Raw genomic sequence first — 14,285 nt, 5'->3', positions numbered from 1 at the left:
GGCGGCGCGCCGGATCGACAGGGCAGAAGGCAGGACGTCATGGCTACCGCACCCGCACTCACCACCAATACCGTAGGCCGCATCAGCCAGGTGATCGGCGCCGTCGTCGACGTGACGTTCGACGGCCCGCTGCCGGCCATCCTCTCGGCGCTGGAAACCAGCGTCGAGGGCCGCAAGCTCGTGCTCGAGGTCGCCCAGCATCTCGGCGAGAACACCGTCCGCACCATCGCCATGGATTCGACCGACGGCCTCACCCGCGGGCAGGAAGTGCGCGACACCGGCGGCCAGATCCGCGTGCCCGTCGGCCCCAAGACGCTTGGCCGCATCCTCAACGTCATCGGTGATCCGATCGACGAGCGCGGCCCGGTCGGCGCCGACACGCTCGCCCCGATCCATGCCGAGGCGCCCGCCTTTGTCGACCAGTCGACCGAGACCTCGATCCTCGTCACCGGCATCAAGGTGATCGATCTGCTCGCCCCCTATTCCAAGGGCGGCAAGATCGGCCTGTTCGGCGGCGCCGGCGTGGGCAAGACGGTGCTCATCCAGGAGCTGATCAACAATATCGCCAAGGGCCATGGCGGCACCTCGGTGTTCGCGGGCGTGGGCGAGCGCACCCGCGAGGGCAACGATCTCTACCACGAATTTCTCGATGCGGGCGTGATCGCCAAGGATGCGGACGGCAATCCGATCTCCGAAGGCTCCAAGGTCGCGCTGGTTTATGGCCAGATGAACGAGCCGCCGGGCGCCCGCGCGCGCGTCGCGCTCTCGGGCCTCGCCAACGCGGAATATTTCCGCGACGTCGAGGGCCAGGACGTGCTCTTCTTCGTCGACAACATCTTCCGCTTCACCCAGGCGGGCGCGGAAGTGTCGGCGCTGCTCGGCCGCATCCCCTCGGCCGTGGGCTATCAGCCGACGCTGTCGACCGATATGGGCGCGCTTCAGGAGCGCATCACCTCCACCAACAAGGGGTCGATCACCTCGGTGCAGGCGATCTACGTGCCCGCCGACGATCTCACCGATCCGGCGCCGGCCACCTCCTTCGCCCATCTCGACGCCACCACCGTGCTGAGCCGCGCCATTTCCGAGCTCGGCATCTATCCGGCGGTGGATCCGCTCGATTCCACCAGCCGCGCGCTCAGCCCGGCGGTGGTCGGCCAGGAGCATTATGAGGTCGCCCGCTCCGTCCAGGAGACGCTGCAGAAGTACAAGTCGCTGCAGGACATCATCGCCATCCTCGGCATGGACGAGCTGTCGGAGGAGGATAAGCTGACGGTCAGCCGCGCGCGCAAGATCCAGCGCTTCCTCTCGCAGCCCTTCCACGTCGCCGAGGTGTTCACCGGCATTTCGGGCAAGTTCGTGTCGATCGAGGACACGGTGCGCTCGTTCAAGGCGGTGGTCGAAGGCAAGCATGACGATCTGCCCGAGGCGGCCTTCTACATGGTCGGCTCGATCGACGAGGCGGTCGAGAAGGCGAAGAAGCTGGCGGACGCCGCCTGAGCGCGGCGCGATCGCGGGCCTGCGGCGGCGCCTGCCGCCCGGCCCGCGATCGCCCCTGCCCCTTTTCCGCGCCCCGCATTGCAGGACATAGGCCATGGCCACTCTTCACTTTGAACTCGTCACGCCCGAAAAGCTGGTCCGCTCGGACGAGGTCTATATGGTCGTGGTGCCCGGCACCGAGGGCGATTTCGGCGTGCTCGCCGGCCACGCCCCGCTGATGGCGACGGTGCGCGACGGCGAACTCGTCGTCTATGCCAGCGAGAATAATGTCAGCGCGCGCATCCGCGTCGAAGGCGGCTTCGCCGAAGTCACGCCCGAGGGGCTGACGGTGCTGGCCGAACGCGCGGAAACCCTTGCCTGATATAGTTTCCGCGCGAATTACCGAGCTTTAACCACTAAGCCCTAGATCGGGCTCCGTCTCGGACACGGAGCGATCTTGGCGCGATGAGTGCATTTGGCAAGCGGAGCGGCCCCAACGGCCCCAATGGTGGCGCCCGCCCCGCCTTCGGCGTGGCCCGGCCGATGCACAGCGCCGAGGGCGCCGCGCCCGCGCCCACCCCCGTCGCCGCGCCGGCCGGCGAGGCCGCCGCCCCGCAAAGCGCCGCCGATGCGATGGCGCGGCTCGCCAGCCGCCAGGAAACGGTCGCCGCCAGCCGCGCCGAGGGCTTCGATGCCTCGGTCCACAAGATCAAGGAGCAGGTGCTGCCGCGCCTGCTCGAGCGGGTCGATCCGGAAGCCGCCGCGACCCTCGGCAAGGACGAGCTGGCGGAGGAATTCCGCCCGATCATCAGCGAGGTGCTGGCCGAGCTCAAGATCAACCTCAACCGCCGCGAACAGTTCGCGCTGGAAAAGGTGCTGATCGACGAGCTGCTCGGCTATGGTCCGCTCGAGGAGCTGCTGGCCGATCCCGAAGTGTCGGACATCATGGTCAACGGTCCCGAGCAGACCTTTGTCGAGCGGCGCGGTCGGCTGGAATTGTCGCAGATCCGGTTCCGCGACGAGCAGCATCTGTTCCAGATCGCGCAGCGCATCGTCAACAAGGTCGGCCGCCGCGTCGACCAGACCACGCCGCTGGCCGACGCCCGGCTGGAGGATGGCAGCCGCGTCAACGTCATCGTCCCGCCCCTGTCGCTGCGCGGCACGGCCATCTCGATCCGGAAATTCTCCGCCAAGCCGATCACGCTGGATATGATGGCCTCGGGCGGGTCGATGAGCCAGAAAATGGCCACGGCGCTCAAGATCGCCGGCGCCAGCCGGTTCAACATCGTCATTTCCGGCGGCACCGGCTCGGGCAAGACGACCATGCTCAACGCCCTGTCCAAGATGATCGACCCGGGCGAGCGCGTGCTCACCATCGAGGACGCGGCCGAGCTGCGGCTCCAGCAGCCGCACTGGCTGCCGCTGGAAACGCGGCCGCCCAATCTGGAGGGCCAGGGCGAGATTTCGATCCGCGATCTCGTCAAGAACGCGCTGCGTATGCGCCCGGATCGCATCATTCTGGGCGAAATTCGCGGCGCCGAATGCTTCGACATGCTTTCGGCGATGAACACCGGCCATGACGGCTCGATGTGCACGCTCCACTCCAACAGCCCGCGCGAGGCGCTGGCGCGTATGGAGAACATGGTGATGATGTCGGACATCAAGGTGCCCAAGGAGGCGATCAGCCGGCAGATCGCGGATTCGGTGGACCTGATCGTGCAGGTGAAGCGCCTGCGCGACGGTTCGCGCCGCGTCACCAACATCACCGAGGTGATCGGCATGGAAGGGCCGGTGATCGTCACCCAGGAATTGTTCAAGTTCGAATATCTGGACGAGGGCGAGGACGGCAAGATCATGGGCGAGTACCGCTCCGCCGGCCTGCGCCCCTATACGCTGGACAAGGCCCGGCAATATGGCTTCGACCAGCCCTTTCTCGAGGCCTGCCTCTAGACGCCGCGCGCGGCGCTTGCGCCGGACGCGATCAACGGCCAGCATCGGCGACGTCCTTTAGGGAGAGTTGCCTTGCGCCGCCTGATCGCCTTCGCCCTTGCCGCCACCGCGCTCGCCCCGCTCGCCGCCGCGCCGAAAAAGCCGGCCGCCGCCGGCCATGCGCCCGCCCGCGCCGCCCATCCCGCCGCGCCGCGCGTCGCCGCCGATCCGGCGCTGGCCAAGGCGATCGCCGATCCCGGCCGGCCGGACAAGGATCGCGCCCGCGATCGCTATCGCCATCCCGCCCAGACGCTCGCCTTTTTCGGGATCAAGCCGGATATGACGGTGGTGGAGGTGCTGCCGGGCGGCGGCTGGTACAGCGCCATCCTGGCGCCCTATCTCGCGGCCGGCGGCGGCCACTATGTCGCGGCGGTGCCCCCGGGCAAGGCGACGGACAGCTTCAACGCGCTCGTCGCGGGCGATGCCGCGCGCTACGGCAAGGCGCAGGTGACCGCCTTTACCGCCGGCCAGCCCAGCCAGCTGGTGCCCGACGGCACCGCCGATCTCGTGCTCACCTTCCGCAACATCCACAATCTGCTCGGCGATCCGTCGCAGGCGGGGGACGGCAACGCGCCCCAGGCCTTTGCCGATTGGTATCGCGCGCTCAAGCCGGGCGGCGTGCTGGGCATCGTCGAGCACCGGCTGCCCGAGCAGATGGACACGGCGCGCGAGAAGACCGACGGCTATGTCAAACAGTCGACGGTGATCCGGCTGGCGATGGCGGCGGGCTTCCAATTCGCCGGGGCCAGCACGATCAACGCCAATCCCAAGGACGATCACGATCATCCCAAGGGCGTGTGGACGCTGCCGCCGACCTATTCGCTGGGCGACACCGATCGCGAGAAATATGCCGCGATCGGCGAGAGCGACCGGATGACGCTGAAGTTCGTCAAGCCCGCCAGCTGAGCCGCGGGCGGCCCTTAGGCCGCCGCCTCGATGATCGGAACGAAATCGGCGGCGGTCAGGCTGGCGCTGCCGACCAGCGCGCCATCGACATGCGGCGCCGCGAGCAGCGCCGCGGCGTTGTGCGCGTTGACCGAGCCGCCATAGAGGATGCGCACCATGGCCGCGCGGGTTTCGCCCAGGAGCCCGGCCAGGCTGCGGCGGATCAGCGCGTGGACGCCGGCCACCTCCTCCACGGTCGGCGTCTGGCCGCTGCCGATCGCCCAGATCGGCTCATAGGCGATCACCAGATGATCGCCGGCGCTGTGCGGCACCGAGCCGCGCAGCTGCCGCGCGACCATCGCCTCGGTCCCGCCATCGGCGCGCGCCGCCTCGGTCTCACCGACGCAGATGATGGTCATGAGGCCCGCGCCCATCGCCGCCTCGGCCTTGGCGCACACCATCGCGTCGGTCTCGTGCTGGTCGCGGCGGCGTTCCGAATGGCCGACGATCGCGAGCCGCGCGCCGGCCTCGGCGAGCATGGCGGCGGAGACGGCGCCGGTAAAGGCGCCGTGCGGCTCGGCATGGCAATCCTGGCCGCCGATCAGCAGCCCCGGCTGGCGCGCCACCGCCCGCTCGATCAGCGTGAAGGGCGGGCAGATCGCCACCTCCACCCCCGGCGTCGCGGCGGCGGCGGCGGCGATCGCGTCCAGCTCGGCCAGCGCGGCGCGCGATCCGTTCATCTTCCAGTTACCGGCGATCAGCGGCGTCACAATCCTCTCCCCTTCTTGCTTGCTTTCGATCCGCGATAAGGGGCGCCCGGCTTGCTTGTCGAGCGCGGCGCGGTTGCTTAAGGGAGCAGGCTGATTGCTCTTGCCGAAATCGGAACATCATGATCGCCTTTTTCCGCCGCACGCTCGCTTCAAAGCTCGCCCTCGGGCTGCTGGCCTTGATCATGCTGGCGTTCATCGTCACCGGCGTCTTCACCCATGAGCTGCCCGGCGCCTCCGCGCTGACCGAGCCGAGCGGCGACGTGCTCGCCAAGGTGGGCGATCGCACCATCACCGTACCCGAGATGGAGGAGCGCGTCCGCCGGCAATATGCGCAGATCGCGCAGCAGCAGCCCGGCGTGGAGCTGACCCAGTTCGTCGCCGGCGGCGGCTTCGACGCGACCGTGGACCAGACCATCTCCGCCACCGCGCTCGAGGCCTATGGCCGCAAGATCGGCCTCGCCGCGAGCGCGCGCCAGGTGGACGGGCAGATCGCGGGCATCTCCGCCTTCCAGGGGCCCACGGGCAAGTTCGACCAGGCGGTGTTCCGCGCCGCGCTGGCGCAGCAGCATATCGCCGAGCCGGCGCTGCGGCGCGATATCGCGGGCGATCTCATCCGCCAGATGCTGTATCTGCCGGCGAGCGGCGCGGTCACCCTGCCCGATGGGCTGGTGCGTCCCTATGCCGCGCTGCTGGTGGAACAGCGCCAGGGCACGATCGGGCTGGTGCCGGCCGCCGCGATGAAGGACGGCAAGGCGCCCAGCGATGCCGAGCTGCAATCCTTCTACAAGGCGCATCTCGCCGCCTATTCGCTGCCGGAGCGGCGCGTGCTGCGCTATGCGCTGATCGGGCGCGATCAGGTGGCGGCGGCCGCGACGCCGAGCGAGGCCGAGATCCGCAAGGTCTATGATTCCAAGCCCGACCAATATGGCGCGCGCGAGACGCGCACCCTGTCGCAGGTGGTGCTCGACAGCCAGGCCAAGGCCGATGCCTTCGCCGCCAGCGTGAAGGGCGGCAAGAGCTTCGCCGAGGCCGCCAAGGCACTGGGCTTCGCCGCCGGCGACATCGCCGTGGGCAAGAAGACGAAAGCCCAGTTCGCCGCGCAGAGCAGCCCCGCCGTCGCCGATGCCGCCTTCGCGGCGGCGTCGGGCGGGATCACCGCGCCGGCGCGCTCGGCGCTGGGCTGGCATGTCGTCAAGGTCGACGCGATCGAGAAGGTCGCCGCCACGCCCTATGCCGTGGCGCGCCCGCAGATCGCCGGCGATCTCGCCAAATCCAAGCAGGACGCGGCGCTCGCCAAGCTTATCAACGGCACCCAGGACGCGCTCGACCAGGGCACCGGCTTTGCCGACCTCGCCGCGCGCAACCATCTGACCGTGGTCGAGACCAAGCCGCTCACCGCCGCCGGCCTCGCGCCCGATCAGCCCGGCTATACGCCGCCGGCCGAGCTGCAGCCGCTGCTGCGCCCCGGCTTCCAGGCCGCCACCGACGGTAGCGCCAGCATCGAGACGATCCAGCCGGGCGAACGCTATGCGCTGCTCGCCGTCGCCCGTGTGCTGCGCTCGGCGCCGCTGCCCTTCGCGCAGGTGAAGGCGCGGGTCGCCGCCGATTTCACCGCCCTGCGCGCCTCGGAGCGCGCCAAGGCGATCGCGGAGGCGCTGCTCGCCAAGGTGAAGGCGGGCACGCCCATGGCCGCCGCCTTCAAGGCCGCGCCGGTGCCGCTGCCGCCGCCGCACGACGGCGCGGGCCGCCGCATCGATCTCGCCCAGGCGCGCATGCAGGTGCCGGCGAGCCTCAAGGCGCTCTTCACCATGGCAGCCGGTACCGCGCAGCTGGTGCCGGCCGAAGGCGGTCAGGGCTGGTATATCGTCCAGCTCGCCAAAATCGTGCCCGCCGATCCCAAGCTGCTGGCGCCGCTGGTGGCGGGCAGTCGGGGCGATCTGGTGGGCGCGGCCGGGGACGAATATGTCCAGCAGCTCGCCACCGCCGCCGCCAAGGCGGTGGGGGTGAAGCGCAACGAGGCCGCGATCCTGGCGCTCAAGGCGCGGATGCTCGGCGCGACCCCGGCCACCGCGCCGTGAGCGACGCCGAGGCCGAGGCCGCGCTCGCCGCCGGACGCCCCGCTATCGTCTGGCGGCGGCAGATCGCCGATACCGAGACGCCGGTCTCGGCCGCGCTCAAGCTGATCGAGCCTGCGCGCGGCGATTATCTGCTCGAATCGGTGGAAGGCGGCCGCACGCGCGGGCGCTACAGCGTGATCGGGCTCGCCCCCGATCTGGTGTTCCGCGCCGAGGGCGCGCACGCCGCGCTCAACCGCACCTGGCTGGCCGATCGCGAGGCTTTTCACCCCTGCCCGGCCGACAGCCTGACGAGCCTGCGCGCGCTGGTGGCCGAGTGCCGCATGGCGGTGCCCGAGGGGCTGCCCAAGGCGCTCGCCTGCCTGGTCGGCTTCTTCGCCTATGAAACGGTGGGGCTGGTGGAAACGCTGCCGCGCCCGGCGCCCAATCCGCTGGCGCTGCCCGATATGCTGTTCGTGCGGCCGACGCTGATCCTGATCTTCGACCGGCTCACCGACGAGCTGTTCTGGGTCGCGCCGGTCTGGCCCGAGAGCGGCAGCGTCGCCGCGGCCGAGGCGCGGATCGCGGCCGCCCAGGCGCGGCTCAAGGCACCCTTGCCCGAAGCCGGCGCCCCGTCCGCGCCGGCGCCGGAAGCCCCCGCCCAGCAGGCCCCCGCGCCGGTGCTCGCGCCCGGCCGCTATGATGCGATGGTCGCCGCCGCCAAGGACTATATCGCCGCAGGCGATATCTTCCAGGTGGTGCTCGCGCAGCGTTTCACCCGCCCCTTCGCGCTGCCGCCGCTGGCGCTGTACCGCGCGCTGCGGCGGATCAACCCGTCGCCCTTCCTCTATTTCCTCGATCTGCCGGGGTTCGCGCTGATCGGCTCGTCGCCGGAAATCCTGGTCCGCGCGCGCGACGGCGAGGTGACGATCCGGCCGATCGCCGGCACGCGCCCACGCGGTGGCGACGCCGCCGAGGATGCCGCCCGCCGCGAGGAGTTGCTCGCCGATCCCAAGGAGCGGGCGGAGCATCTGATGCTGCTCGATCTGGGCCGCAACGATGTCGGCCGCGTGGCTGCGCCGGGCAGCGTCCGCGTCACCGAGCGCTACACGGTCGAGCTGTACAGCCATGTGATGCACATCGTGTCCAACGTCACCGGCCATCTGGATCCGCGCAAGGATGCGATCGACGCGCTGCTCGCGGGCTTCCCCGCCGGCACGGTGTCGGGCGCGCCCAAGGTGCGCGCCTGCCAGATCATCGCCGAGCTGGAAGGCGAGACGCGCGGCGCCTATGCCGGGGGGGTCGGCTATTTCTCGCCCGATGGCAGCATGGACAGCTGCATCGTGCTGCGCACCGCGGTGGTGAAGGACGGCGTCATGCATGTGCAGGCCGGCGCCGGCATCGTTGCCGACAGCGATCCCGCCGCCGAGCAGCGCGAGTGCGAAGCCAAGGCCGGGGCGCTGTTCGCCGCCGCGCGCGAGGCCGAGCGGATCGCCGCCGCATCCTGAGCGACAGCTCGGTTTCTGCCTCCTTAACCGAGCTTTAGCTGTTTTCCGCGATGCCGGTCCGGTCCGTTGCGTTGCTGGATTACACCCGTCATGACTCACGCCGCCACGCTGCGTCACGCCGCCACCCTCTCCGGTGCGCTGGGGTTGCGCACGCTCGATCTTCAGGCCGACATCCAGGCGCTGGCCGAGCGCGTGACCGAGCAGGCGCGGACGGTGCAGGCGATCGGCGGCGACACCGACCAGCTCGAGCGCGACCAGCAGGCGGCCTCGGCCGCCGCGCACGAGGCCAAGGACAAGGCCGTCGCCGCCAACGACATGATCGACGATTCGACGCGGCGGCTGGCGCTCGCCACCGCCAATGTCGTCGAGCTGATCGATCAGGTGAGCCACATCCATGCCGGGCTCGGCAATTTCAACCAGGCGCTGGCGGCGGTCGCCACCGTCACCCAGGCGATCGGGCGGATCGCCGGGCAGGTGAACCTGCTCGCGCTCAACGCCACGATCGAGGCCGCGCGCGCCGGCGAGGCGGGGCGCGGCTTCGCGGTGGTGGCGAGCGAGGTGAAGAAGCTCGCGCTCGAGACCGCCGCCGCCACCCAGACGATCGACCGCTCGATCCACGCGCTGACCGGCGAGGCGGGGTCGATGCTCGCCAAGATCGAGCGCGGCGTCGACAAGGCGCGCGCGGCGCATAGCGGCACCCGTCAGATCGAGGCGCTGTCGGACGAGCTGAAGCAGCTGATGACGGGGCTCTCCTTCGACAGCGACGCGGTGGCGCGGCGGACCGAATCGATCGTCCAGTCGGTGTCCGGCCTGCGCGGCGGTATCGGCGCGCTGACGACCAGCGCCAGCGCCCATGCCGATGGCCTCACCGATCTCAGCCGCCGCGTCAGCGCGATCAGCGACGATACCAATGTGCTGCTTCAGATCATCGCCGAAAGCACGGTGGAGATACCGGACACGCCCTATATCCGCTTCGCGCTCGAGACCGCCGCCGCGATCGGCGCGGCGCTGGAGGCGGAAACCGCCGCCGGGCGGCTGACGGCGGACGCGATCTTCTCCGATGCCTATCAGCCCGTGCCGGGCACCATGCCGCAGCAGTTCGACCATCCCGCCGTGCCTGCTCTGGTCGCGGCCGCGCGGCCGCGCCAGGAGGCGGCGCGGCGGCTTCCCGGCTTTTTCGGCATGACGCTGACCGACCGGCGCACCTTCGGCGCGGTGCAGATGCCCGAGCGCTCGCAGCCCCGCCGGCCCGACGATGCCGGCTGGAACAGCGAATATAGCCGCGATCGCATATTCTTCGATTATCCCGATCAGCGCGAGCAATGCGCCACCAGCCGGCCGTTCGTGCTCAAGGCCTATCGTCGGCCGATCAGCGGCGGCGGGGTGATGCTGCTCAAGCAGGTGATCGCCGCCATCCACATTGGCGGGCGCCATTGGGGCATTTTGCAGCTCGCCTATCAGGATCAGGGCTGACGGCGGCATTGCTCCGCGCGCGGCGGCGGCCTAAGTCCGGCGCCATGATCCTGGTCATCGACAATTACGACAGCTTCACCTGGAACCTCGTCCATTATCTCCAGGAATTGGGGAGCGAGGTGCATGTGGTGCGCAACGATGCGATCGGGGTCGGCCAGGCGCTGAGCAGCGGCGCCAGCGCCTTCCTGATCTCGCCCGGGCCCTGCACCCCGCGCGAGGCCGGGATCAGCCTCGATCTGGTCGCGGCCTGCGCGGCGGCGGGGCGTCCGCTGCTCGGCGTGTGCCTCGGCCATCAGGCGATCGGCGCCAGCTTCGGCGGCACGGTGGCGCGCGCCGCCACGCTGATGCACGGCAAGACCAGCCTCGTCCATCATGACGGCACCGGCCTGTTCGAGGGCCTGCCCTCGCCCTTCACCGCCACCCGCTATCATTCGCTGATCGTGGCGGAGGCGGATCTGCCGGCCGAGCTGCGCGTCAACGCCCGCGCCGAGGACGGGACGATCATGGGGTTCCGCCACGCGACGCTGCCGATCCATGGCGTGCAGTTCCACCCCGAAAGCATCGCCACCGAGCATGGCCATGCGATGCTCGCCAATTTCCTGCGCGCCGCCGGCCTGAGCCCGCGCGCGCTTGCGGGCGCGGCATGACCAGCGTCGCGCTGCTGCCCGATCCGGCGACGCCTCTGTCCTTCGAGACGGCGGAGGCCGCCTTCGCCGATATTCTCGACGGGAGCGTGCCCGATGCGGCGGTGGCCGCCTTCCTCACCGAGCTGACGCTGCGCGAGGAGACGGCGATCGAGATCGCCGCCGCCGCGCGGGCGCTGCGCCAGCGGATGCGCACGATCCGCGCCCCCGCCGGCGCGATCGACGTGTGCGGCACCGGCGGCGATGGCGCGCACAGCCTCAACATCTCCACCGCGGTGGCGATCGTGGTCGCCGCCTGCGGCGTGCCGGTGGCCAAGCATGGCAATCGCGCCGCCTCCTCCCGCGCCGGCGCGGCCGACACGCTGGAGGCGCTGGGCCTCGATCTCGACCGCGCCGCCGCCACCGCCGAGGAGACGCTGGAGGGGCTGGGCATCGCCTTTCTCTTCGCGCAGACCCACCATCCCGCGCTCGGCCGGCTGGCGCCGGTGCGCCGCGCGATCGGCCGGCGCACCATCTTCAACATCATCGGTCCGCTGTGCAATCCGGCGCAGGTGCGGCGCCAGCTGATCGGCGTGGCGCGCACCGACTATATCGGCACGGTGGGCGAGGCGCTGCGTCTGCTCGGCACCGACAGCGCGATGATCGTCTCGGGCGACGAGGGGCTGGACGAGCTTTCGATCGCCGGCGGCAGCCGCGCGGTGCGGATCGGCGCCTGTGGCGAGGGCGAGGCCGGGGTGCGGCCCGAAGAGGCCGGGCTCGCCTGCCACACGCTGGACGCGCTGCGCGGCGGCGATGCCGCCTTCAACGCCGCCGCGCTCACCGCGCTGCTCGAGGGCGCCGCCGGCGCCTATCGCGACGCGGTGCTGCTCAACGCCGCCGCCGCGCTGATCGTCGCGGGCGAGGCGGGCGATTTCGCCGCCGGCGCCGCGCGTGCCGCCGACGCGATCGACAGCGGCGCCGCCCGCCTTCTGCTCCGCCAATGGATCGGCTTCTGACATGACCATCCTCACCGAGATCTGCGCCACCACCCGCGAGGAGGTGGCCCGTCGCAAGGCGGCCACGCCCCAGGCCGAGATGGAGCGGCGCGCCGCCGGCGCGCTCTTCCCGCGCGGCTTTGCCGCCGCGCTCGCCGCCAAGGCGATCGATGGCTATGCGCTGATCGCCGAGATCAAGCGCGCCAGCCCTTCCAAGGGGCTGATCCGCGAGGATTTCGATCCGCCGGCCCATGCCCGCGCCTATGCCGAGGGCGGCGCCGCCTGCCTCTCGGTGCTGACCGACACGCCCTATTTCCAGGGGCGGCTGGCCGATCTCGAGGCGGCGCGCGCGGCCTGCACCCTGCCGGTGCTGCGCAAGGATTTCATGGTCGATCCCTGGCAGGCGGCCGAGGCGCGCGCCGCCGGGGCCGACGCGATCCTGCTGATCGTCGCCGCGCTCGACGATGGCCAGCTCGCCGAGATCGAGTCCGCCGCCTTCGCGCTCGGCATGGATGTGCTGATCGAGGTGCATGACGAGGCCGAGCTTGCCCGGGCGCTGCGGCTGCGATCGCGGCTTATCGGCGTCAATAATCGCGATCTGCGGGACTTTTCCGTCGATCTCGCGCGCACCGAGCGGCTGTTGCGCCACGTGCCCGACGATGTCGCGCTGGTCGCCGAGAGCGGGCTTGCGTCCCGCGCCGATCTGGATCGCCTCGCCGCGCTCGGCGTGCGCCGCTTCCTGATCGGCGAGACGCTGATGCGCCAGCCCGATCTCGCCCGCGCCACGGCCGAGCTGATCGGGTGAGCGGCCTCACCCATATCGACGAAGCCGGCGCCGCGCGCATGGTGGACGTGTCGGACAAGCCCCGCACCGCGCGCGAGGCGACCGCCAGCGGCCGCATCACCATGGCCGAGGCGACCGCCACGCTGATCCGCGAGGGCGCGACCGCGAAGGGCGATGTGCTGGCGGTGGCGCGGATCGCCGGCATCATGGCGGCCAAGCGCACCGCCGATCTGATCCCGCTGTGCCACCCGCTGCCGCTCGACGGGGTGACGCTGGAGCTGGTGCTGGAACCCGCCGCCGTGACCGCCACCGCCACGGTGCGCACCACCCACGGCACCGGGGTGGAGATGGAGGCGCTGACCGCCGTCTCGGTGGCGCTGCTGACGCTCTACGACATGGTGAAGGCGGCGGATCGCGGCATGACGATCGAGGCGGTGCGGCTGCTCGCCAAATCGGGCGGTCGCTCGGGCCCGTGGCGGGCGGCATGAGCCTGCTGCCCGTCGCCGAGGCACAGGCGCGTCTGCTCGCGCTCGCCCCGCCGCTCGCCGCCGAAACGGTCGCGCTTGGCCTCGCCGCCGGGCGGTACGCGGCGGCGCCGGTGCTCGCCCGGCGCGACCAGCCCGCGGCGGCGCTCTCGGCCATGGACGGCTATGCGATCCGCTACGCAGAACGGCCCGGCCCGTGGCGCGTGGTGGGCGAAAGCGCCGCCGGCGGCGGCCTTGGCCGCCCGCTGGCGCCGGGCGAGGCGGCGCGCATCTTCACCGGAGCGCCGGTGCCTGAGGGCGCGGATTGCGTGCTCATCCAGGAAGAAGCCGCACGCGAGGGCACGCGGCTGGTGATGGCCGGCGAGGGGCCGCGCGGGCCGGGCGGCAATATCCGCCCCCGCGCGACCGATTTCGCCGAGGGGCGGGTGCTGATCGAGGCCGGCGCGCGGATCGAGGCGCGGCGGCTGGCGCTGGCCGCGATCGGCGGCCATGGCACGCTCTCGGTCGGCCGCCTGCCGCGGCTGGCGCTGATCGCGACCGGCGACGAGCTGGTGCCGCCAGGCGCGCCGCTGGCGGGCGCCCAGCTTCCCGCCTCCAACTCGCCGATGCTGACGGCGCTGATCGGGCCGCGCGCGATCGTGGCGGATCGCGGCATCATCCCTGACGATCTCGCCCAGATCGCGCAGGCGTTCCGCGAGGCCGCGCGCGAGGCAGACGTGATCGTCACCACCGGCGGCGCCTCGGTCGGCGATCATGATCTGATCCGCCCGGCGCTGACCGAAGCCGGGGCGACGCTGGATTTCTGGCGGGTGGCGATGCGGCCGGGTAAGCCGCTGCTCGCCGGCCGCCTCGGCGGCGCGGTGGTGCTGGGCCTGCCCGGCAACCCCGTCTCCGCCTATGTGACCGCGACGCTGTTCCTGCTGCCGCTGCTCGCGCACCTCGCCGGCAGCGCCCATCCCTGGCCGCGCCCGCGCACGGTGCGGCTGGGCGCGGCGCTGCCCGCGACGGGCGTGCGCGCGGACTATCTGCGCGCGCGGCTGGAGGGCGACACCGCGTTCGCACCCGATGGACAGGATTCGGCGGCGCTGCTGGCGCTGGCGGCGGCCGACGGGCTGATCGTCCGCCCCCCCCATGCGCCGTCGGCGGCGATCGGCGACTCGGCGGCTTTGCTCGATTTCGCCTGATCGGTACGTTGACACGCCCCGAACGGTTTCTTATACGTTCGCCATCCGTTCCTGGATGC

Annotated in this window: 13 protein-coding genes; 12 read left to right on the top strand and 1 reads right to left on the bottom strand. The window is 71.1% G+C overall.

The genetic code is table 11. From position 1 onward, the window contains the following. Positions 1 to 39 precede the first annotated feature (39 nt). The 4 genes from atpD (at position 40) to LHA26_RS10635 (ending at position 4,371) form a co-directional block, all read left to right on the top strand. The gene (gene atpD, locus LHA26_RS10650) at positions 40 to 1,497 is read left to right on the top strand and encodes a F0F1 ATP synthase subunit beta (protein ID WP_252165597.1); all 1,458 of its coding nucleotides are present in this window, start codon (positions 40 to 42) and stop codon (positions 1,495 to 1,497) included. Positions 1,498 to 1,591: 94 nt separating this feature from the next. Beyond that, positions 1,592 to 1,858: an ATP synthase F1 subunit epsilon gene (locus LHA26_RS10645; RefSeq protein WP_252165596.1), complete on the top strand. Its 267-nt coding sequence runs from the start codon at positions 1,592 to 1,594 to the stop codon at positions 1,856 to 1,858. An 83-nt stretch (positions 1,859 to 1,941) separates the two neighbouring features. Further along, the gene (locus LHA26_RS10640; protein WP_252165595.1) at positions 1,942 to 3,426 is read left to right on the top strand and encodes a TadA family conjugal transfer-associated ATPase; all 1,485 of its coding nucleotides are present in this window, start codon (positions 1,942 to 1,944) and stop codon (positions 3,424 to 3,426) included. 72 nt (positions 3,427 to 3,498) lie between these two features. Beyond that, a complete protein-coding gene (locus LHA26_RS10635) occupies positions 3,499 to 4,371 on the top strand; it encodes a class I SAM-dependent methyltransferase (RefSeq protein WP_252165594.1) in 873 nt (290 codons plus the stop codon). A gap of 14 nt (positions 4,372 to 4,385) precedes the next feature. Here LHA26_RS10635 and tpiA read toward each other — a convergent pair whose 3' ends face one another. After that, on the bottom strand, positions 4,386 to 5,120 hold the full coding sequence (gene tpiA, locus LHA26_RS10630) for a triose-phosphate isomerase (RefSeq protein WP_302897972.1): 735 nt from the start codon (positions 5,118 to 5,120) through the stop codon (positions 4,386 to 4,388). A gap of 119 nt (positions 5,121 to 5,239) precedes the next feature. Here tpiA and LHA26_RS10625 point away from each other — a divergent pair, with 119 nt between their 5' ends. From LHA26_RS10625 to LHA26_RS10590, 8 genes are all read left to right on the top strand, one after another. Beyond that, positions 5,240 to 7,198 (top strand): peptidyl-prolyl cis-trans isomerase, encoded by a 1,959-nt coding sequence (locus LHA26_RS10625; protein ID WP_252165593.1) that lies wholly within the window; start codon positions 5,240 to 5,242, stop codon positions 7,196 to 7,198. Then, complete coding sequence (gene trpE / locus LHA26_RS10620) at positions 7,195 to 8,682, top strand: anthranilate synthase component I (RefSeq protein WP_252165592.1); 1,488 nt, start codon at positions 7,195 to 7,197, stop codon at positions 8,680 to 8,682. Before LHA26_RS10625 ends, trpE begins: the two co-directional genes overlap by 4 nt. Before the next feature lie 90 nt (positions 8,683 to 8,772). Continuing rightward, positions 8,773 to 10,155 (top strand): methyl-accepting chemotaxis protein, encoded by a 1,383-nt coding sequence (locus LHA26_RS10615; protein ID WP_252165591.1) that lies wholly within the window; start codon positions 8,773 to 8,775, stop codon positions 10,153 to 10,155. 44 nt (positions 10,156 to 10,199) lie between these two features. Further along, the gene (locus LHA26_RS10610; RefSeq protein ID WP_252165590.1) at positions 10,200 to 10,802 is read left to right on the top strand and encodes an anthranilate synthase component II; all 603 of its coding nucleotides are present in this window, start codon (positions 10,200 to 10,202) and stop codon (positions 10,800 to 10,802) included. Then, positions 10,799 to 11,794: an anthranilate phosphoribosyltransferase gene (gene trpD / locus LHA26_RS10605; RefSeq protein WP_252165589.1), complete on the top strand. Its 996-nt coding sequence runs from the start codon at positions 10,799 to 10,801 to the stop codon at positions 11,792 to 11,794. Before LHA26_RS10610 ends, trpD begins: the two co-directional genes overlap by 4 nt. 1 nt (position 11,795) lies before the next feature. Next, positions 11,796 to 12,578: an indole-3-glycerol phosphate synthase TrpC gene (trpC, locus tag LHA26_RS10600; protein ID WP_252165588.1), complete on the top strand. Its 783-nt coding sequence runs from the start codon at positions 11,796 to 11,798 to the stop codon at positions 12,576 to 12,578. After that, the gene (moaC, locus tag LHA26_RS10595) at positions 12,575 to 13,045 is read left to right on the top strand and encodes a cyclic pyranopterin monophosphate synthase MoaC (protein WP_252165587.1); all 471 of its coding nucleotides are present in this window, start codon (positions 12,575 to 12,577) and stop codon (positions 13,043 to 13,045) included. Before trpC ends, moaC begins: the two co-directional genes overlap by 4 nt. Next, positions 13,042 to 14,226, top strand: coding sequence for a molybdopterin molybdotransferase MoeA (locus LHA26_RS10590; protein WP_252165586.1), 1,185 nt, complete (start codon positions 13,042 to 13,044; stop codon positions 14,224 to 14,226). Before moaC ends, LHA26_RS10590 begins: the two co-directional genes overlap by 4 nt. Positions 14,227 to 14,285: the final 59 nt, after the last annotated feature.

Origin of the sequence: Sphingomonas morindae (genome assembly GCF_023822065.1) — a bacterium.
GTDB lineage: Bacteria > Pseudomonadota > Alphaproteobacteria > Sphingomonadales > Sphingomonadaceae > Solisphingomonas > Solisphingomonas morindae.
The sequence above is the reverse complement of the archived record's forward strand: the minus strand, read 5'-3'. Positions and strand labels throughout refer to the sequence as shown.